Raw genomic sequence first — 19,680 nt, forward strand, 5'->3', positions numbered from 1 at the left:
CTTGTCCTTTCACAAAGGAATTATCTTATGGCTGAACTCCAAATTGGCGATAAAGCGCCCGATTTTACCAATGCCACCGAATCGCAAGATTTTACCCTGTCAGAGCATAAGGGTAAAAACATAGTGCTATTTTTCTACCCAAAAGATGATACGCCGGGCTGCACGGTGGAAAACATCGACTTTACAGCACTTTTGCCAGAGTTCGAAAAACACAACACCGTGCTTGTGGGCTGTTCAGCTGATCCTGTCGCCAAACATGCAAAATTCCGCGCGAAGCATGATTTGAAAATCATTCTTTTGTCCGATGAAGAGCACCAAACCATGGAAGCCTATGGCGCATGGGGCGAAAAGAAAATGTACGGCAAAACCTTTATGGGCATTAAGCGCACCACATTTCTGATCGATGAGAATGGGAACATTGCCCATATCTGGCGCAACGTCCGCGCCAAGGGCCACGCCGAAAAAGTGCTGGAAAAAGTGGTCGAACTCAAAAATGACTAACGGCCTATTCGAAAGCGCAGTCGCCATTGTTGCCGAACCAGATTTGGAACGTAAAACCGATCTGGCCATGGAAACAGCGCGCAAATGGCTAAAACGGCAAATGGGCAAGGGCCGCTTTGATGAAGCGTCTCTGCCTGAAGTTCCGGGCCGGCCAGATAAGCCTGAGCTGCTGCCTCCCGGCAAAATGCCCAAACGTAATTTGCGCACGCCAGAAGGCCGCAAAGCTCATGTGCACGCCCTTGCCCATATCGAGCTTGGCGCGGTTGATCTCACCTGGGACCTCGTGGCACGCGGCTGCGGCCATAATTTGCCCCGTTCATTCTTGGACAATTGGGTTCAGGTCGGTTTGGAAGAGGCCAAGCATTTCCGCATGCTGTCTACACGCTTGCAAGAGCTGGACAGTTTTTACGGCGCCTTCCCCGCCCATGATGGGCTTTGGCAATCTTGCGCTGAAACCGCCCATGATTTACTGGCACGTCTAGCCATCATCCCTTTGGTGCTTGAAGCACGCGGGTTGGACATTACCCCGGTAATGATCGAGCGCACGCAAGCGATTGGCGATGAGGCCACCGCGAAAATCTTGCAAACTATCTATAATGATGAAAAGCGACATGTGGCGTTTGGTGCGAAATGGTTTCGCTATCAATGCGACATTGAACATAAGCAGCCCATCCCGACATTTCAAAATCTGGTGCGGCAGCATTTCCGCGGTGCGCTCAAGCCACCATTTAATGATAAGGCTCGGGCCGCCGCGGGCCTAACTCCAAGTTTTTACAAGCCAATTGCCCCCATTATCGGATAGTTAACCATAATCGCCCATTCTGAAGCTCAGAAGAGAATCGAGCGCTAAAGAATGGGCGGAACAAGTGAGTGCAACGCGTACCTTTTCGGGCAGAGTAAATGGTCCTTCAGGCCAGGTCCGGGCAAAATCAGACTTTGATCGCTGGTGGGTTTATGCCCTTATCGGCATTTTGTTTTCCGGCAATATCGCCTTTGCGATCACGCTTTATTTGTCGCCTGAATTTGCGGCCACGCGTGACGCACAATCTGCACAAACCATCTCCGCCTATGAAACACGCATCGCCACGTTGCGAGCGGAGCTAGACCGATTGCATTCGCGCCAATATGCAAAAGCGGGCGACATCAATCTCCAATTGCAAGATTTGCTGGCCCAGCAAGAACAAATTCTCGAGCAGCATGATTTTGTGCGCTCAATTGCCAAAAAGGCAAAAGCCGCAGGCATCGCCGTGCCCGTTCCCGCAGCAGCGGAACCAATTAAAAGCAGCGCCTTGGGCTATGCGCCGTCAAATAGCAGCAGCACAGATATTCACGCCATCATTGAAGATCTTCAAATGATGAAAGAGGACACAATTTCAGCCCTCACCGCCTTAGGCAACGAAGCTGAAAAATCCACTTCGAAAATCGTTAGCGAACTGTCTCGTGTGGGTCTAAACCCGCGCTTTGAAGATGACGCAGTGGGCGGTCCGCTCTTGCCACCGACCATGGGTGAAAACCTGTCAGATCAAATGCAAGCTGCAAACTTTGCTTTGGATGCCTTGTCACGGTTTGAGCAAGCTCGTGAACAAATTCACAGCGCGCCCATCTTCCGCCCGCTGCCCAATTCATACGGCTACAGCTCGCGTTATGGCAACCGCCGCGACCCGTTCACAGGGCGTTCTGCCTTCCATTCCGGCTTGGATTTCCGCGCACCAACAGGTGCCAAAGTGTCTGCACTTGGTGTCGGCAAAGTCACCTTTGCAGGGCGCAAAGGCGGTTATGGCAATGCAGTGGAGGTCACCCATGTAAATGGCTTGGTGTCCCGCTATGCGCATCTATCCAAGATCAAAGTGAAAAAGGGTCAGCGGGTCACCCGCGCCACCATCATTGGGTTGGTTGGCAGCACAGGCCGCAGCACAGGTCCGCATCTACATCTGGAAGTACGCAAAAATGATCGGCCGATTGATCCGTCGAACTTCATCAATGTGGGTAATAAATTAAAGGGCCTCATTTGAGGCCCTCTTCTTTTCGTCTATAGCGCTTATTCTTCGTCAGACTTGCCAACCCGTTGGGCCAGCGCCGCTTCCATAAACGCGTCCAGATTGCCGTCCAGCACATCGCTTGGCGCTGTGCTTTCAACACTGGTGCGCAAATCCTTCACCATCTGATAGGGCTGCAACACATAAGAGCGAATTTGATGCCCCCATCCAATCTCTGACTTTTGCGCAGATTCGGCATTTGCCTCTTCTTCACGGCGCTGCAGTTCGGCCTCATAAAGGCGCGCGCGCAACATGTCCCAAGCGGTAGCCCGGTTCTTATGTTGCGAACGGTCATTTTGACATTGCACCACAATCCCCGTTGCAATGTGGGTAATCCGCACCGCGCTGTCTGTGGTGTTCACGTGCTGACCACCTGCGCCTGACGCGCGATATGTGTCAATCCGCACATCAGATTCGGCCACTTCAATATCGATAGAATCGTCAATAACCGGATAAACCCAAATCGAAGAAAAGCTGGTGTGGCGACGCGCCTGGCTGTCAAACGGTGAAATCCGCACCAAACGGTGCACGCCACTTTCAGTTTTCAACCAGCCATAGGCATTGTGGCCTTTGATCAAAATCGTAGCGGATTTGATGCCGGCTTCTTCGCCGTCATGCACTTCCATCACTTCAACTTTGTGGCCTTGCCGTTCAGCCCAGCGGGTATACATGCGCAAAAGCATGTTGGCCCAGTCTTGGCTTTCAGTGCCGCCCGCGCCGGCATGCACTTCCAAATAGCAATCATTGGCATCCGCCTCGCCAGAGAGCAAGGTTTCAACCTGCATGCGATCAGTTTGGGTTTTAAGACCAATCAAGGCTTTTTCAGCCTCTTCCACAACCTCATTGTCGCCTTCCATTTCCCCCAACTCGATCAAATCGATATTGTCGGTCAATGTGGCTTGCAATTCGGTAATGGATTTAATTTGCCCTTCGAGATATTGGCGATCGCGCATCACTTCTTGCGCTTTTTGCGGATCATTCCAAAATTCAGGGTCTTCTGCTCGTTGATTGAGCTCATCTAAGCGGGATTGTGCAGTATCCCAGTCAAAGATGCCTCCTCAGCAGGCTCATCGCCTGCTCAATTTCATCAACAACACTTTGTATTTCTGCGCGCATAATCACTCACACTTTTTGCTCTGGCCTGTGATCTAGCTGATCCGCCAGTTTGCATCAAGTCTCCATGCTGCTATTCGATTAGAACAGGCCGCCGCGTCCAGCGTTAAAGTCTTGCGAGCCGCCTTCAAGATCGGTGAACACATCTGAGTCCACGCCAATCACAGAAGTGATCAGGTTTGGCCCTGTCCCCGGCTTAAACGCTTCCACAATCGCACCATCGCCACCACCTGCAATTTTCACCCCGGTTTTCGGATCGATCCAAATCGGTGTCATCCCTGCAGGAATGTTGAATGGGGTTGGCGGTTTGCCCTTCATCGCTTCAGCCATAAAGTCGCGGAAAATCGGCGCAGCCAGTTCACCACCAGTCGCATTCCGGCCCATATCGCGCGGCGTGTCGTACCCAACATAAATGCCAACGGCCATTTCTGGTGTAAAGCCAACAAACCAAGCATCTTTATAGTCGTCAGTCGTGCCAGTCTTGCCAGCCACTGGGCGACCCAACGCACGGATACGCGTCCCCGTACCGCGCTGCACCACACCTTCCATCATGGAGGTGATTTGATAGGCGGTCATTGGGTCCAAAACCTGCTCACGATTGTCGATCACCAATGGCTCAGCTTGGTTCTGCCAGTCTTCAACTTCACACCCGTCACATATCCGCTCATCATGTTTGAACACAGTATTGCCGTAACGGTCTTGCACCCGGTCAATCAATGTCGGGTTAATCTTGCGGCCACCATTCGCAATCGTCGCGTAAGCCGCAGTCATGCGCAGCACGGTGGTTTCACCCGCCCCGAGTGACATCGCCAAATAAGGTGGCAAATTGTCGTGAATGCCAAACAGGCGCGAATATTCTGACACCAAGGGCATGCCAATGTCCTGCGCCAAACGCACGGTCATAACGTTCCGCGAGCGCTCAATACCGCGCCGAAGAGTCTGCGGCCCATAAAATTCGCGCGAATAGTTATCCGGCTGATAGCTTGTGCCGTCCGCATTCTTAATGGAAAGCGGCGCATCCAAAACCACCGAAGCCGGTGTATAGCCATTGTCCAACGCGGCCGCATATACGATCGGCTTAAAAGAAGAACCCGGTTGCCGCTGCGCCTGTGTCGCGCGGTTAAATTCGCTATCGTCAAATGAGAAGCCACCAACCAGCGCCAGCACACGGCCAGTACGTGGATCCATCGCCACCAAGCCGCCTTGCACTTCTGGCGGCTGACGCATTTGATAAACGCCTTCCTTGTCAGGCACTTGCTCCACATAGATCACGTCGCCAATGTTCAACACTTGTGAAAGTGGTTTCGCGATCCATTTCTGTTCAGGCCCCGGCAATTGGCCAGTTTCACGCTCGGTAACAACATTGCCTTGCAAGTCACGCCCAGGCTGCAAACCAACAACAGCGGAATTTTGCTCAAGCTCAATCACAACACCAAGCCGCCATTCAGGCACATCGCTCAGCGCATCGATATCGGCCAAGTCATCGCCCCAATCATCGTCCAATTCGATGGTCGCAACTGGCCCGCGATAACCTTTTGTTTGGTCAAATTGTACCAAGCCATTCATTAGCGCATTCCGCGCATAGGCCTGCAATTTCGGGTCCATCGTGGTGCGCACAGAAAGGCCACCACCATAAAGCTGGTCTTCCCCGTAAATCCGCGCCAAACGCCGCCGCACTTCTTCCGCAAAATATTCAGCAGAATATACCTGCGCACCAGAAGTTCGTGGGAACACGTTCAACGGCTCCTGCTTAGAACTCGCAGCTTCTTCAGCGGTGATATAGCCCTCGGCTTCCATTCGGTCGATCACATAGTTACGGCGCTCAATCGCCGCTTTTGGATAGCGAATGGGATGATAGTTTGCCGGGCCTTTCGGCAAAGCGGCAATATAAGCAGCTTCAGCGATGGTCAGCTCATAAAGCGCTTTATCGAAATAGTTCAGCGCTGCAGCTGAAACCCCATATGAATTGAGCCCCAAGAAAATCTCATTGAGATAAAGCTCCATGATCTTATCTTTGGAGAACGTTTGCTCAATTCGAATGGCCAGCAAAGCTTCTTTGATCTTACGGTCCCAAGTTTGGTCAAGCGTCAGCAAGAAGTTCCGCGCCACCTGTTGGGTAATGGTCGACGCACCAACCAGAGGACCGCCAGAACCATCAATCTTTTTCTGAATGTTATCGCGCGCTGCACGCAAAATACCGTCAAACGCTAAACCGCCGTGAGAATAGAAGTCTTTATCTTCAACCGCCACAAACGCATTCACCACCAAAGGTGGAATGGTTTCAATCGGTTGGAACAAACGCCGCTCACGCGCATATTCGCCCAACAAAGAGCCATCTGCTGCGTGCACACGTGTTGTCACCGGGGGCTGATAGTCTTTCAGCACCGTATAGTCAGGCAAGTCCTGCGAGATCATCCAAAGGAAATAGCCAACGCCGGCCAACGCAACCAGCCCGGTGAAAAAACCGAACGCAAAAAGCCAGCTTAAAATTCTCAGCATCTATTCAAACCCAGTCTGTTAACCCCACAGACCACATGGCCTGTAAACCTTGTCACTCACTTGCCGCTATCGCCTGAAACAACGGCAAAACTGTGATCGCAAGGGCTTTAATCAGTTTTGCGCTTCCGCGTCAAAATATTTAACAATTCCTTGCGCCAGTGATTTTGCCGCCCTGCTCTGCCAATCTGCCTTGGCCAGATTTTCCATGTCCAATCCGTTAGACAAAAAGCCTAGCTCAAGCAGAATTGATGGGACTTCAGGTGACTGCAGCACAAAAAAGTCAGCTCGCCGCAGCGGATAAGGCCGCATGGGCAACTGCCCTTCAATGTCATTCACAATAGAGCGCGCCGCCAAAAAGCTCTGGCGTCTGGTTTCGCGGCGCATCAAATCAACAAGAATATTGACCACTTGATCATCATCCTTCGGCGCGTCAAAACCAGCGATCAAATCAACCTTGTTTTCGCCTTCAGCCAACACCTTGTCCAAAACGTCTGTAGCGTCTTCGTCCCGAGTATAAACGCTAGCGCCGCGCACATTTGGGTCATCAAAACTATCAGCATGCAGCGAGATCATCAGGCTCGCTTTGTTCTCGCGGGCCAAATCAACCCGTTCATTCAGGCTCAAAAACTCGTCTCCGGTGCGTGTCATCGCCACGTCAAACCGACCGGTGGCCAACAGTTCTTCTTGCACACGCTTGGCAAATTCAAGCACCACATGCTTTTCTTCCAAGCCATTCGCTGCCCGCGCGCCACCATCAATGCCGCCATGCCCCGGATCAAGCAAAATTAGCGGGCGGACTTCCACAGCACTCGGTAAAGGTCCTGTCTCAGCAGGTGTTTCAGGTTCCGCCACGTCAACTTCGCCGCCTTCCGCCTGATTGGCTTGTCCAGTCAAAAGCGCCTTAGATTGCGCCACCGCCTGGTCAAAAACGGCGCGTTCACCCTCAGAGATTTCAACGACTAAACGCGCTGGCTGTTCGCCCACAGCTTCCAACATTTGAATGTCAGACACTTGAACAGGCTTGTTCAAAAACAAAACCAAACGCGCCCGGCCATCATCTACCATGCCAATGGCAGTTTCGCTCACAAGTCCGTCGGTTTTCAACTCGGTTGGCGCCCCATCGGCCAACCCTTCCACGCCCAGCTCGACCACAAGGCGATCAGGCTGATCAATTGGAAAAGTCGCATAGCCAGCAGCGGCACTCAGATCAACAACCAAACGGGTTTTATCCGGGCCAACGGCCAACCTTGCATCTAAGATTTCTATGCCTTCTTGCGCATTGGCAACGCTGGTCGCGCCAAGGTGCAAAATCACGAGCAACATTAATGTGGCGATATTTCGTGCAAGTTGCATTCTAAATGTCATGACTTCTTTAATGGGCCTTACAACAGCTAATAGTTGATTCGTGGCAGCTTGGGGTCATTTGCGGCGACACATGCATAAATAATTGTCATCCGTTGCTTGATTTCAACGCATTTGCGCCAACATAAATTAGGCGCAAATAAACATATTTGTTGCTAAAATTGACGTTCGAGATTAAACACTAACAATCAGCAGGAATAATGTCCTCGATTCTTGCCCTATAAAATGACCCTCAAACTGGTCAAAATTTTGTCAGTTCAATCAATTGAATGACAATTAAGGGCAATAGAACCGACAGCATTTGCTGACAACGAGATTTCGGCCGAAGCGGCCATATAGGCGAACCGCCAACAACTGCGATTTGCCACTCAAATGAAAGTAGACGTGATGAGGTTAAATCAGTTGCATTGCATAAAGGGCCCAATTGCCCCGCACGCAATCGCACAAACCCCAGCGTCTTCAAATGCCAATCTCTTGCGTGAGCATACATCCGCAAGAAAATCTTACATTTTCGCATCGCAACGGCTCACTCTGTTCAGAACAGACAAGCAGCGCTTATCCGCGCCCGGCCTGCGTATGCGTGGAGCTTTAATATATGCCAACGAAAAGAATGCTGGTGGATGCAATCCACCCGGAAGAAACACGAGTAGTCGTCACTAACGGGAACCGTTTAGAAGAATTTGATTTTGAATCGGCAACACGCCGGCAATTAAGAGGCAATATCTATCTCGCCAAAGTTACGCGGGTAGAACCATCATTGCAGGCTGCCTTTGTTGATTATGGCGGCAATCGCCACGGTTTCTTGGCTTTTTCTGAAATCCACCCTGATTATTATCAGATCCCATTGGCGGATCGTGAAGCCCTTTTGGCTGAGGAAGAAGAAGAGGTCAGAGAAGATCTTTCTGAATCTGATCAGCCAGCCATGCTGAAGGCCAAGCCTGAAGAAAGCGTGTCAGAGGAAGCCGAAAGCAACGGTGAAGGCGAAGATGAAGCCACAGCCAGCGCTGAAGATGAGAATGGCGAAGGCGAACAGTTCGACGAAGTCGGCAGCGAAGATGCTCTTGAAGAAGTGCCTGAGCGTAAACGCAAAAAGCCGCGCACCTATAAAATTCAAGAAGTGATCAAACGCCGCCAAGTGCTTTTGGTGCAAGTGGTGAAAGAAGAGCGCGGCAATAAAGGCGCAGCCCTCACCACTTATTTGTCACTTGCAGGCCGTTATTCTGTGTTGATGCCAAACACTGCGCGTGGCGGCGGCATTTCCCGCAAAATCACCAACGCAGCTGACCGCAAGCGTCTAAAGCAAATCGCTGGCGAATTGGACGTGCAAAAAGGCATGGGCGTTATTTTGCGCACTGCTGGTGCAAGCCGCACCAAAGCCGAAATCAAACGCGACTTTGAATATCTGCTTCGCCTTTGGGAAAATGTGCGTAGCCTCACTTTGGAATCCACGGCCCCCTGCCTCGTTTATGAGGAGGGCAGCCTGATCAAGCGCTCAATTCGTGACCTTTACAATAAAGAGATCACTGAAGTGCTGGTGTCTGGCGACGATGCTTATCGTGAAGCCAAAGACTTTATGCGCATGATCATGCCGTCGCATGCCAAAAATGTGCAGCCTTTTAAGGATGAACAGCCGATCTTCTCCAAATTCAATGTGGAAGAACAGCTCGATTCCATGTTCTCACCAAAGGTCAATCTGCCATCTGGCGGTTATTTGGTGATCAATCCAACTGAGGCGCTTGTTTCGGTGGATGTGAACTCAGGTAAAGCCACAAAAGAACACAATATCGAAGATACCGCATTGCAAACCAACCTTGAGGCTGCTGCCGAACTGGCGCGCCAACTGCGCTTGCGCGACATGGCTGGTCTTGTGGTGATCGATTTCATCGATATGGAAGAAAAGCGCAACATCCGCAATGTGGAGCGCAAGCTGAAAGACAGCTTGAAAAACGATCGCGCCCGCATTCAGGTTGGCCGCATCTCCCATTTCGGCCTGCTCGAAATGTCACGTCAGCGCATTCGCTTTGGTGTGCTTGAAAGCTCCACCAATGCCTGCCCAACATGTAACGGCACAGGCCTTGTGCGTTCCGTTGAAAGCCTTGCCTTGATGGTCATGCGCGCCATTGAAGATCAGGTGATGCGCCGCCCAGGCCAAGCCATCAATGTTAAAGTGGCTTCTGAGGTTGCCCTTTACATTTTGAATGCAAAGCGCCCTGCTCTGTCCATTTTGGAACAGCGCTACAATCTTGCGATTTCCATCACGGCAGAACCGCATATGCATGGTGACCAGTTCACCATCGAAAAAGGCGATCCATACGACAATGGCGAACCACGCATCACCAATCATGTGAAAGTGGATTCAGCCCCAGTTATTGACCTTGATGAGGAAGACGAAGAAGAGAGCAAGGAAGAAAAGCCATCTCGTCGTCGTAAGCGTCGCCGGGGCAAAGGCCGTGATCGTGACGAAAACAACGCGTCAAACGATCAGCAGTCTAAAGATCAAGACACAGCTGAAGCTGCAGAAGAAGGCAGCAACGACAATGCACCAGCAGGTGATGGCGATGGTGACGAGCAGCCGAAAAAGCGCCGTCGTCGTGGTCGCCGCGGTGGTCGTCGCAACCGTCGCAACCAAGATAATGAAAATGGCTCAACTGAAAATGAGCAGGTTGCGAAGGACGAAAATGCAGCGGATCAAGCTGACAAGTCTGAAGCACCAGCAAGTTTCGACCAGGAAGCCGTTGAAGCGGTTGAAGAAACCGTCACACGCGTGAAAGATCCTGCCGACGCAAAGCCAGGCGAAACCAAAGAAGCCGCATTGGCTGATGCTAAGGTTGAAAGCACTGCGGAAGCTTTGGATGATGAAGATGCCAAAGCAGCGCCAAAACCAAAGCGCCGCCCGCGTCGCAAAAAGGCTGATGCAGAGGACACCGCAACTGAAGCTAAATCAGACGATTCTGCCGCTGATAAAGACGCTGCAGAAGCTGAAGAAAAGCCAAAACGTCGCCGTGCCCCACGCAAGCGCGTGAAAAAGGACGAAGACGTCGCCACCAAGCCAGAAGCTGAAGCCGTAACGCCGCCGGAAGTTCGCGAAGAGCCTAAGCAGGAACCAGCTGAAAAGCCGAAGAAAGAAAAGCCTCAAGAAGATGGCATTATCGTCACTTCAACTTCCAGCAAGGAAGATGAGGACAAAAGCAAAGATAAAGCGAAAAAAGGCTGGTGGCAGCGCGGCTTCTTCTAAACCGCGCCACACAAAAGAATAATCAAACAGACAATGGTCGGCTCAAAAAGCCGGCCATTTTTTCTATCGCTTGCACCAAAACATCATGGTCTCCAGCATAAGAAAACCGAACAAATTTTTGGCCATTCACCCGATCAAAGTCCACGCCCGGCGTTGCCGCAACTCCAGCTTCTTGCAACAAAGCCTTGCAAAACGCCACGCTATCTTCTGCCAGTCCTTCAATGCCCACATAGGCATAAAATGCACCATCCGACATGCGCGCATCTTTAAAGCCCATCTCACTCAACGCCTCCACCAACAGCATGCCATTGCGCACATATTTCGATTTCTGAGAATCGTAATAGTCACGACAATCAAGTGCGACAGTGCCTGCCACCTGCGACAGACTAGGAGCAGAAATAAACATATTTTGCGCCAACATCTCCGTTTGGCGCACCATATCATCGGGCAAAACCAGCCATCCCAAGCGCCATCCGGTCATGCAATAATATTTGGAAAAGCTATTTATGATCAGCGCATTATCACTCAATTCTAATGCACTGGTCTCCGGCAATCCGTGGCTCAGGCTATGATAAATTTCATCTGAGATAAACCGCACGCCTAAATCATCACACGCATTGAGAATGCGCGCCAAATCTTCCCGTTCAATCATCGCCCCTGTTGGGTTTGCAGGCGATGCCAACAACAAGCCATCAAACGGATTAGCTTTATTCGCGGCGCGAATATCATCCGCATCCAATCGCCAACCATTCGCTGCATGAATTTCAATCTCCACCGGCTCAAATCCCAAGCTGGAGATAATATTGAGGTATGCCGGATAACCCGGCCGCGTCACCGCAATTTTGCTACCCTTCTCAAATCCAGATAAAAACGCCAACACAAATCCAGCACTTGAGCCGTTGGTGATCAAAATATTGTCAGGATTCACTTTGGCATTGTGCTGTGCATTATAATATTCGCTCAGCTTCTGCCGCAGGCTCAATTCGCCCTTTGCTGGCGTGTAGCGTTGCGGGTCTGTCGCCGCACTTTGCTGCACGGCAGCAATCACCTCTGGCGCAGGTGCCGCGCCCGGTTCGCCCACTTCCAAATGGCAAATTTCTCGCCCTTCCGCTTCCAAAGATTTGGCCATCGCCAAGATCTCCATGGCAAAAAATGGCTGTAAATGCTTGAGCTGCGCGATCTCTGTCATCAAATTGTCCAACTGTTCGCGTTTTTGTGAGGTGAACGGCCCGTGTCAACTGACAGAAATGCCGTTATAGTTGCGCTAACAATGTCAGTGATTCATGGTTTCAGTAAAGGCTTAAACATGCCAAAGCACGTCCAGTTGCTCGCAGTTCTCACAGCACTCCTGCTGGCACTTGCGCCCATCAGCGCCCATGCCCAGCAAATTCGGCTGATCACAGACGCTGAAACCCAAACCATGATCGAAGATTTCGCGCGCCCGCTGCTGAAGGCCGCGGGCATCAATCCACGCAACGTATCCGTCAACATCGTCAACGACCGTCGCTTCAATGCCTTCGTGGTTGAAAGCGGCGATATGTATATTAATTACGGCACCATCCTTGATTCAGCGACCCCAAACGAGCTGAAAGCCGTTTTGGCCCACGAAATAGGCCACCTGGCTGGCGGCCATCTGCGCCGTTTGCGTGAGCAGGCTCAGGTTGCCGGGCAATTACAAGCCATTTCCATGGTGCTCGGCATCGGCGTCCTCGCCGCCGCATCGGGCAATGATCAATCTGGTGAAGTCGGCAAAATGGTTTCTGCCTTCATCATGGGCTCCAGCTCTGCCGCGCGCAACAATTTCATGGCCTATCGTCAGTCTGAGGAAAGCGCAGCCGACGCTGCCGCCCTCAAATTCTTGGAACGCACAAAGCAAAGTGCAACTGGCCTCACCGAAGTACTCAACCGCTTGCAACGCAATCAATCCAGCAGCGCTGGTGCCGCAGGCTATTTGCGCACCCATCCGCTGGCCGAAGACCGCTTGAACCAAACGCAAAACCGCGCCGCAGGCAGTCCCTTCCGCAACAAACGCGATTCCGCAGCCGACATTCAGCGCCTTGAAATGGTGAAAGCCAAACTTACTGGTTATTTGGAACGCACCCAAACCGTATTAAACCGCTATCCCAACAGCGATAAATCACTCCCTGCCCGCTATGCCCGCGCCATCGCTGGCTATCGTGCTGGCGCCGGCCCTGCTGCGGTGAAACAAATGGCAGCGCTCGCTTCCGCCAATCCAAGCAATCCCAATTTGCAGGAATTGCTGGGCCAAATGCTGTTTGAAACTGGCCAGGCTACGGCGGCATTGCAGCCCCTCGCCCGTGCGGTGAAGCTCGCCCCTAACGAAATTGAATATCGCTTGATTTACGGAGCTGCCTTATCAGACACTGGCCGCGCGAAAGATTTGAATGAAGCCATCATTCAATTGTCCCGCGCCACCCAAATGGATAGCGGCTCTGCCCGCGCATTTTCGCTGCTGTCTCGCGCCTATGGTCGCGCTGGCCGCACTGGCGAGGCCGATCTGGCCGCAGCCGAAGCCGCATTTTTGCGCCGCGACATGCGCCTCGCTCGCGGGTTGGCGAAAAAAGCACAACAAAATTTGCCGCAAGGCAGCCCCGCTTGGTTACGCGCTGATGACATTTTGGCGCTAAGCTAATCTCAATTCCTATCAAACTGGACCTAGTATTTATGAATCTCTTTTCCTCTATCGCAAAATTGCCGCTCGTTGCTTTGGGCTTTGTGGCATTTATGCTGCCCGCTCAAGCCCAAAATCTGGGTGACATGACCAAAGACGATCTAAGCGCTTTGATCGAGCAGATTGTTGATGAAAAAATCGAAAATCTGTTGGCAGACACGCCAAAAGCATCCGCTGCACAAGGCCGTTTTGGCAATGCAGTTGAAGATTATTTGATGTCCAACCCGCAATTGCTCGAGCGTATGTCCGTTGCCTTGCAGACACAGGCGCAAGAAGCCGAAATCGCCCAAACCCGCGACACATTGATGGCCCTTGGCGATCGCGTTCATAATGATGCCGACCAAGTTGTGCTCGGCAATCCAGACGGCGATGTCACCATCGTTGAATTTTTCGACTACAATTGTGGCTATTGCCGCCAAGCTGTTGCCAACATGATGCAATTGCTTGAGGAAGACAAAAATGTACGCTTCATCTTGCGTGAGTTCCCAATTTTGAGCCAAGGCTCAGCCGACGCGGCACGCGTGGCTACCATTGTGAACCGCAATAAAGATGTGAGCTATATGGAGTTCCACACCAAGCTTTTCCAATCTCGTGGTCAGGTAGACAAGGCTCGCGCTTTGGAAGTGGCCGCTGAATTGGGCATGAACCCAGTTGAGGTGGAACTGCAGATGCAAGACCAGTCGGTTACCCAAGCCATTGGCCGCACTTACCAATTGGCAGATGCGCTGTCTATCAGCTCCACGCCAAACTACATTATCGGCAATGAAGTCGTGCGCGGCGCTGAAAGTTTTGAGGGTCTAAAACGTCGTGTTGATAATATGCGCGAATGTGGTGAAACCACCTGCCCATAGTAAATTGAAGAAATTTTGATGGCGCCATTTGGCGCCATCTTTTTATCTAGTTATGGGCCCATTGTCGGAAATTGCAGGCGAGCGACACAAAAACGCAACAAATTCAGGCGTGATCGGTGTAAAACTGAGAGTAATCTTTGCCTTTTCATTTGTTTTCATATAGTGCAAGCTCCTGCACGGGAGATAAAAAGGTATAACCCGCAAAATGACGAAACAAATTCATATACTCAACGGCCCAAATCTTAATTTGTTGGGCGAGCGTGAAGGCAGCATTTATGGCCATGTCACATTGGCTGACATTGAGCAAAATTGCCGCGAAGAATGTGCGCGTTTGGGGTATGAACTTGTATTTGCACAAACAAATCACGAAGGCGAACTGGTTGAATTGATCCAGAAGGCAGGTAAATCTGCAGCTGGTATCATCATCAATCCTGCTGCCTACACCCACACATCAGTGGCTATTCATGACGCGATCCGCGCCATCAATATCCCTGTAGTTGAGGTGCATTTGTCCAACATTTTTGCGCGGGAAAGCTTCCGTCATCATTCATATGTGTCCCCGGTTGCCCTGGGCACTATTTGCGGTTTTGGCCCGGCGGGTTACATTTTGGCCCTCGGTGCTTTAACATCACCCATTCCAGAATAACAAAATTGGAGAGCCCCTTAAATGAGTAAAGGTTCACAAGTTGATCGCGATCTGATCCGTACGATTGCTGAATTGCTGAACGAACAGAACTTGGCTGAAGTTGAACTTGAGCATGATGATTTTCGTGTTCGTGTCACCCGCAGCCACGCTCAAGAGGTGGTTCACATGCCAAGCTATGCTGGTGCGCCTATGGCCGCTCCGGTTGCTGCTGCGCCTGCGGCCCCTGCTGCTGCAACGCCTGCGCCTGCCGCAGCTGATGCATCTGCTGCTGACGATATTGGTTCGAACCCAGGCACATTGACCTCACCAATGGTTGGCACAGCCTATATGGCGCCTGAGCCAGGTGCAGCCAAATTTGTTGAAGTGGGCACCAAGGTCACTGAAGGCCAAACCATTTTGATCATCGAAGCGATGAAAACAATGAACCAAATTCCGGCACACCGCGCAGGCACAGTCACCAAAATCTTGGTGGAAGATGCGCAGCCAGTTGAATTTGGTGAACCTCTTGTGGTGATCGAGTAACCCAGATGCCCATGTTTAAAAAAGTTCTCATTGCTAACCGAGGCGAAATCGCCCTGCGTATTTTGCGGGCGTGTAAAGAGCTCGGCATTTCAACTGTGGCAGTTCACTCCACAGCAGATGCTGATGCGATGCATGTGCGCCTGGCCGATGAAAGCGTTTGTATTGGCCCGGCTTCTGCCACTCATTCATATTTGAACATCCCGTCCATCTTGGCGGCATGTGAAATCACCGGCGCGGATGCAGTGCATCCCGGTTATGGCTTCTTGTCTGAAAATGCGCGCTTTGCACGCATTTTGGAAGAGCACAACATCACCTTTATTGGCCCTTCTGCGCACCATATTGAAATTATGGGCGACAAAATTCAGGCCAAACAAACCGCTAAAGATTTGGGCATTCCAGTGGTGCCTGGTTCTGATGGCGGCGTCACAAGTGATGTGGAAGCACGTCGCATTGCCGCTGAAATCGGCTATCCAGTGATCATCAAGGCTGCCTCAGGCGGCGGTGGTCGCGGCATGAAAGTGGCCAAGTCTGAAGCCGATATTGGCACAGCTTTGTCAACTGCACGTTCTGAAGCCAAAGCTGCTTTTGGTGATGATGCGGTTTATATCGAAAAATATCTCGGCAAGCCACGTCACATCGAAATTCAAGTATTGGGCGATGGCCAAGGCGGCGCCATCCACTTGGGTGACCGGGATTGCTCTTTGCAGCGCCGGCACCAAAAAGTGTGGGAAGAAGCCACCTCACCTGCGGTTACGCCTGAGCAACGCGCTGAAATTGGCGGCATTGTTGCCGATGCGATTGCCAAGATGAAATATTCTGGCGCGGGCACCATTGAGTTTCTCTATGAAGATGGCGAGTTCTATTTCATTGAAATGAACACCCGCTTGCAAGTGGAACACCCGGTGACCGAGCGGATCACCAACATGGATTTGGTTTATGAGCAAATCCGCATTGCCGCTGGCCACCCAATTTCTGTTAAGCAAGAAGACGTGACCTTTTGGGGCCACGCCATCGAGGTGCGGATCAACGCAGAAGATCCTGAAACATTTGCACCATCTCCGGGCACAATTTCATTCTACCACCCTGCAGGTGGCGTGGGTGTGCGTGTTGATTCTGGTGTTTATCAGGGCTACAAAATCCCGCCTTATTACGATAGCTTGATCGGCAAGCTCATCGTACATGGCCGCACGCGCGAAGAATGCTTGCAGCGTTTGCGCCGTGCATTGGGCGAGTTTGTGGTGGATGGGGTTAAAACAACCCTGCCGCTCTTCCGTCGCTTGATCGAAGAAGAAGATGTGATCACGGGCAATTACGATATTCATTGGCTCGAAAAATATCTCGGCATGAAATAATTTAAGGGCCCTTCGGGGCCCTTTCTTTTGAGACTTATGCAAAACGATTCTGAACCATATGACATCACGCTGACGCCGGATATGCTGCTGGGGGCCTATGCCCACGGCATTTTCCCTATGGCTGAAAGCGCGGAAAGCCCGGACCTATTTTGGGTCGACCCAGAATTGCGGGGCATTATTCCGCTTGATGGCCTGCATATTTCAAAGTCTTTACGCAAAACATTGAAAAAACAGGATTATGAGGTCCGGCTTGATCATGATTTTGATTTGGTGATCTCTCATTGTGCCGCCCCCATGCGTGGCCGCGAAGAAACCTGGATCAACCCTGAAATCAAAAAGCTCTATGGCGCACTGTTCAAACGCGGCTTTTGCCACACAGTAGAAATTTGGCGCGACGACCAGATTATTGGCGGTCTCTACGGAATTGCCCTTGGCGGCGCGTTCTTCGGTGAAAGCATGTTTCACCGCGCCACCAATGGGTCAAAAATTGCACTAGTTGAACTGGTCAATCATCTCAATGCCAAGGGCTTTGTGCTGCTGGATACGCAATTCACCACGCCGCACCTCGAAACCTTGGGCGCAATCGAAATTACGCGCGAGCAATATCACGCGCGCTTAGCAGAAGCCCTGCAAACACGCGCAGAGTTCTAGCGCCACCCATTCTCGTGCGGCGCATAGAATTTCCGAACATGTTGGAGAAGATGTGTTTAGCGCTCGCTTGGCGGCGGTACGTCAGAGCTTTGTTTGCAATCCACCAACCAAATGTCATAAACCGAATGGTCCACGGCATTAAGCGCTGGGCTATCTGCAAACATCCACCCTGTGAAAATGCGGGTCACGCTCTGTTTTAGTGAAACTTGGTCAACTTCCAAAAACACAGATGTGCGTTGTGTTTCATTTGGTGGCCGAGAATAGCAAGCGCGTGGTGTGATTTGCAAAGCACCAAACTGCACCGTCTCGTCAATATATACATCAAAGGTGATGATCCGGCCTGTCACCTTATCAAGGCCAGCCAAAGCAACCACAGGGTTTGCAACAGGGGCAGCAAAGGCCGCATTGGCCCCTGCCCAACCGAGCATGACAAAACACAATGAAAGAAGAATGCGCCGCATCATATTTGCCCAATAAACCCCAAATGTGGCTTATTCTGGAGACCAAGCATCATAATCGCCAGTCACATCCGGACGGCTCTGATCATTCAGCATGCTGCCTTTTGGACGATAGGCATGTGCTGTGCCAGTCATGTTGGGCTTATGTGGCAATTCCCAAGAGCGGGCATCATATTTTTTATCAACTGGCGTGATGTCGGTGCGGTGATGCATCCAACCGTGCCAACCAGATGGAATGCGAGAAGCTTCGGCCGGACCATTATAAAGAACCCAGCGACGGTCGCCTTTTTTGGATTTGAAATAACGGTTGCCCGCTTCATCTTCACCAACAAATTGGCCATGCAAAGCTGTGTGAAGCCGTGTGCCCAATGTTTGGCCGTGCCACCAAATAAACAATTCCGCCAAAAACTGTTTCATGTCCGTTCCAATCGCCACAATCTGTGATGTTTCGTTGCCAAGCATTTAGCACCTAACATTGGCCAAGCCTAGTGCGCAAAACCCTTTTGGCGCAAAAAATCAGCATATTGTGGCGATTTAAGCGCAAATTCCAATGCCGCGCAAAAAGAACAGCCAATCAATAAAAAGCAGAATTCAAAATCCGGTCCACATCAGACTGAATGGAGTTAATCTGCGCCATATGTTGTGCCTCAGCCATCGAATCGGCGCCAAATTTGGAACTATTGGCAAATTCAGCATCCACCCGTTGCAACAGATTGGGCACCACATATCGACTTCCGTTCAATTCCATAGGGAATTCGGACGCCAATATCCAAGTGATGTAATCAAACAGCTTGGCACTAGATATAGGTTTACCCAACACAGCATGGGCCCCTAGCCTAATGGCTTTGTTGAACCGGCCTTTCCGCACCACACTCATCATCACGATAATAGGGATCAGACACACAGGATATAGGCGCTGATCGCGAAACTGATCGAGAAAATATTCGCCAACCGGGCGTTCATCGCCCCAATCCACCAACACTATATCTGGTGGTGTCGCCAGAATCGATTCGGCTGCCCGTTCCGCACTCGCAAAAACACGTAAACTGCGCACGCCAGAGGCGCTAAGCATTGATCGATAAAGGATTTGCATGTGTCGCGCAGGCTCTACGACAACAATGTTGGCTTCTTTGGCGTGAAATGACTTTTGATCGAATTGAAATGACATGAAAAAAAATCCAAAAAAACGCAAATACACTCCAAAATTATGCCCTTGACAGCATTTGCGTAAAAGTTGGGTGGCTTCCTAATCGGATCAATCCGCAAGCAGTTTTGCGTGTGAACTTCTTCACATTTCATTCATCATATGCAGAGTTTTGCTGATTTTTTCGTAAGATAGGCCCGTCTTTTCAGCTTGTTCGCTAGCCGAACCATATGGGCAAAATTTGCCGAATCTAGTCAAAAAGCCCGAATCGCACCTGCCACAACTTATCCCCATTGTTCACATAATATATACCAGATATGGGCCATATTTAGCTCACCAACCACTAGTGGTGGTAATTTTTGAAAAAATTTGCCTTGAACAAATTTGGGAAAAATGTAGGTTCAAAAATGCAAATTGAGTATCCGTATGATGACCAATCGCCCACCCCGTGTCGCCCCAATAATGCTTGGCGCGACGCCGAAAAAGGTGGCCACCATTTAGGAATGACCTTCGCGCCTCACCAAGCGCAACCAAGGTTTAAATGGCACCAGATTGGCTCCACATTCGAAAACTTTATTGCATCCAAAGCCCGGTTTCACACTGGCAAGAAAGCCAGGC

General features: G+C 51.0%; 17 protein-coding genes. 10 read left to right on the plus strand and 7 right to left on the minus strand.

Going from position 1 to position 19,680, the window contains the following annotated elements:
• Positions 1–27: 27 nt before the first annotated feature.
• From bcp to ATL17_RS02110, 3 genes are all read left to right on the plus strand, one after another.
• Entirely contained in the window at positions 28–501 is a 474-nt protein-coding gene (gene bcp, locus ATL17_RS02100; protein WP_133571119.1) for a thioredoxin-dependent thiol peroxidase, read from the plus strand.
• A complete protein-coding gene (locus ATL17_RS02105; protein ID WP_133571120.1) occupies positions 494–1,303 on the plus strand; it encodes a ferritin-like domain-containing protein in 810 nt (269 codons plus the stop codon). Before bcp ends, ATL17_RS02105 begins: the two co-directional genes overlap by 8 nt.
• 64 nt (positions 1,304–1,367) lie before the next feature.
• On the plus strand, positions 1,368–2,513 hold the full coding sequence (locus ATL17_RS02110) for a M23 family metallopeptidase (RefSeq protein WP_133571121.1): 1,146 nt from the start codon (positions 1,368–1,370) through the stop codon (positions 2,511–2,513).
• 26 nt (positions 2,514–2,539) lie between these two features.
• On the opposite strand, the gene prfB is transcribed toward ATL17_RS02110, so the two are convergent.
• The 3 genes from prfB to ATL17_RS02125 all read right to left on the minus strand — a co-directional run bounded on the left by prfB (position 2,540) and on the right by ATL17_RS02125 (position 7,502).
• Positions 2,540–3,653, minus strand: a protein-coding gene (gene prfB, locus ATL17_RS02115; protein ID WP_133571122.1) for a peptide chain release factor 2 whose coding sequence is annotated in 2 segments (ribosomal slippage) — positions 2,540–3,583 and positions 3,585–3,653 — 1,113 coding nt in all. Because the reading frame shifts where the segments join, the coding sequence is not laid out codon by codon here.
• 78 nt (positions 3,654–3,731) lie between these two features.
• On the minus strand, positions 3,732–6,149 hold the full coding sequence (locus ATL17_RS02120; protein ID WP_133571123.1) for a penicillin-binding protein 1A: 2,418 nt from the start codon (positions 6,147–6,149) through the stop codon (positions 3,732–3,734).
• A 111-nt stretch (positions 6,150–6,260) separates the two neighbouring features.
• Positions 6,261–7,502: an N-acetylmuramoyl-L-alanine amidase gene (locus ATL17_RS02125; RefSeq protein ID WP_166638864.1), complete on the minus strand. Its 1,242-nt coding sequence runs from the start codon at positions 7,500–7,502 to the stop codon at positions 6,261–6,263.
• 604 nt (positions 7,503–8,106) lie between these two features.
• On the opposite strand from ATL17_RS02125, the gene ATL17_RS02130 reads away from it, so the two are divergent.
• Entirely contained in the window at positions 8,107–10,746 is a 2,640-nt protein-coding gene (locus tag ATL17_RS02130; RefSeq protein ID WP_133571125.1) for an Rne/Rng family ribonuclease, read from the plus strand.
• 22 nt (positions 10,747–10,768) lie between these two features.
• On the opposite strand, the gene ATL17_RS02135 is transcribed toward ATL17_RS02130, so the two are convergent.
• Entirely contained in the window at positions 10,769–11,935 is a 1,167-nt protein-coding gene (locus ATL17_RS02135; protein WP_133571126.1) for a pyridoxal phosphate-dependent aminotransferase, read from the minus strand.
• Between the two features lie 117 nt (positions 11,936–12,052).
• Here ATL17_RS02135 and ATL17_RS02140 point away from each other — a divergent pair, with 117 nt between their 5' ends.
• The 6 genes from ATL17_RS02140 to aat all read left to right on the plus strand — a co-directional run bounded on the left by ATL17_RS02140 (position 12,053) and on the right by aat (position 17,460).
• A complete protein-coding gene (locus ATL17_RS02140) occupies positions 12,053–13,399 on the plus strand; it encodes a M48 family metalloprotease (protein ID WP_166638865.1) in 1,347 nt (448 codons plus the stop codon).
• A gap of 32 nt (positions 13,400–13,431) precedes the next feature.
• Complete coding sequence (locus tag ATL17_RS02145; RefSeq protein ID WP_133571128.1) at positions 13,432–14,289, plus strand: DsbA family protein; 858 nt, start codon at positions 13,432–13,434, stop codon at positions 14,287–14,289.
• Positions 14,290–14,494: 205 nt separating this feature from the next.
• Entirely contained in the window at positions 14,495–14,935 is a 441-nt protein-coding gene (gene aroQ, locus ATL17_RS02150) for a type II 3-dehydroquinate dehydratase (protein WP_133571129.1), read from the plus strand.
• Positions 14,936–14,956: 21 nt separating this feature from the next.
• Positions 14,957–15,457: an acetyl-CoA carboxylase biotin carboxyl carrier protein gene (gene accB, locus ATL17_RS02155; RefSeq protein ID WP_133571130.1), complete on the plus strand. Its 501-nt coding sequence runs from the start codon at positions 14,957–14,959 to the stop codon at positions 15,455–15,457.
• 11 nt (positions 15,458–15,468) lie between these two features.
• Entirely contained in the window at positions 15,469–16,809 is a 1,341-nt protein-coding gene (accC, locus tag ATL17_RS02160; protein ID WP_133571131.1) for an acetyl-CoA carboxylase biotin carboxylase subunit, read from the plus strand.
• A gap of 36 nt (positions 16,810–16,845) precedes the next feature.
• Positions 16,846–17,460, plus strand: a complete 615-nt coding sequence (gene aat, locus ATL17_RS02165; protein ID WP_133571132.1) for a leucyl/phenylalanyl-tRNA--protein transferase — start codon at positions 16,846–16,848, stop codon at positions 17,458–17,460.
• A gap of 56 nt (positions 17,461–17,516) precedes the next feature.
• On the opposite strand, the gene ATL17_RS02170 is transcribed toward aat, so the two are convergent.
• The 3 genes from ATL17_RS02170 to ATL17_RS02180 all read right to left on the minus strand — a co-directional run bounded on the left by ATL17_RS02170 (position 17,517) and on the right by ATL17_RS02180 (position 19,086).
• Positions 17,517–17,924 (minus strand): DUF2155 domain-containing protein, encoded by a 408-nt coding sequence (locus ATL17_RS02170; protein ID WP_133571133.1) that lies wholly within the window; start codon positions 17,922–17,924, stop codon positions 17,517–17,519.
• 27 nt (positions 17,925–17,951) lie between these two features.
• Positions 17,952–18,335: an NADH:ubiquinone oxidoreductase subunit NDUFA12 gene (locus ATL17_RS02175; RefSeq protein WP_133572169.1), complete on the minus strand. Its 384-nt coding sequence runs from the start codon at positions 18,333–18,335 to the stop codon at positions 17,952–17,954.
• A gap of 157 nt (positions 18,336–18,492) precedes the next feature.
• Entirely contained in the window at positions 18,493–19,086 is a 594-nt protein-coding gene (locus ATL17_RS02180) for a response regulator (protein WP_133571134.1), read from the minus strand.
• Between the last annotated feature and the right edge of the window lie 594 nt (positions 19,087–19,680).

Source organism: Maritalea mobilis (assembly GCF_004363175.1).
Taxonomy (GTDB): Bacteria; Pseudomonadota; Alphaproteobacteria; order Rhizobiales; family Devosiaceae; genus Maritalea; species Maritalea mobilis.

Bases quoted from the DNA above. Each gene is read 5' to 3' on its own strand.
- bcp (WP_133571119.1), top strand. From the start codon at position 28: ATGGCTGAACTCCAAATTGGCGATAAAGCGCCCGATTTTACCAATGCC.
- ATL17_RS02105 (WP_133571120.1), top strand. From the start codon at position 494: ATGACTAACGGCCTATTCGAAAGCGCAGTCGCCATTGTTGCCGAACCA.
- ATL17_RS02120 (WP_133571123.1), bottom strand. From the start codon at position 6,149: ATGCTGAGAATTTTAAGCTGGCTTTTTGCGTTCGGTTTTTTCACCGGG.
- ATL17_RS02125 (WP_166638864.1), bottom strand. From the start codon at position 7,502: ATGCAACTTGCACGAAATATCGCCACATTAATGTTGCTCGTGATTTTG.
- ATL17_RS02130 (WP_133571125.1), top strand. From the start codon at position 8,107: ATGCCAACGAAAAGAATGCTGGTGGATGCAATCCACCCGGAAGAAACA.
- ATL17_RS02135 (WP_133571126.1), bottom strand. From the start codon at position 11,935: ATGACAGAGATCGCGCAGCTCAAGCATTTACAGCCATTTTTTGCCATG.
- ATL17_RS02140 (WP_166638865.1), top strand. From the start codon at position 12,053: ATGCCAAAGCACGTCCAGTTGCTCGCAGTTCTCACAGCACTCCTGCTG.
- ATL17_RS02145 (WP_133571128.1), top strand. From the start codon at position 13,432: ATGAATCTCTTTTCCTCTATCGCAAAATTGCCGCTCGTTGCTTTGGGC.
- aroQ (WP_133571129.1), top strand. From the start codon at position 14,495: ATGACGAAACAAATTCATATACTCAACGGCCCAAATCTTAATTTGTTG.
- accB (WP_133571130.1), top strand. From the start codon at position 14,957: ATGAGTAAAGGTTCACAAGTTGATCGCGATCTGATCCGTACGATTGCT.
- accC (WP_133571131.1), top strand. From the start codon at position 15,469: ATGTTTAAAAAAGTTCTCATTGCTAACCGAGGCGAAATCGCCCTGCGT.
- aat (WP_133571132.1), top strand. From the start codon at position 16,846: ATGCAAAACGATTCTGAACCATATGACATCACGCTGACGCCGGATATG.
- ATL17_RS02170 (WP_133571133.1), bottom strand. From the start codon at position 17,924: ATGATGCGGCGCATTCTTCTTTCATTGTGTTTTGTCATGCTCGGTTGG.
- ATL17_RS02175 (WP_133572169.1), bottom strand. From the start codon at position 18,335: ATGAAACAGTTTTTGGCGGAATTGTTTATTTGGTGGCACGGCCAAACA.
- ATL17_RS02180 (WP_133571134.1), bottom strand. From the start codon at position 19,086: ATGTCATTTCAATTCGATCAAAAGTCATTTCACGCCAAAGAAGCCAAC.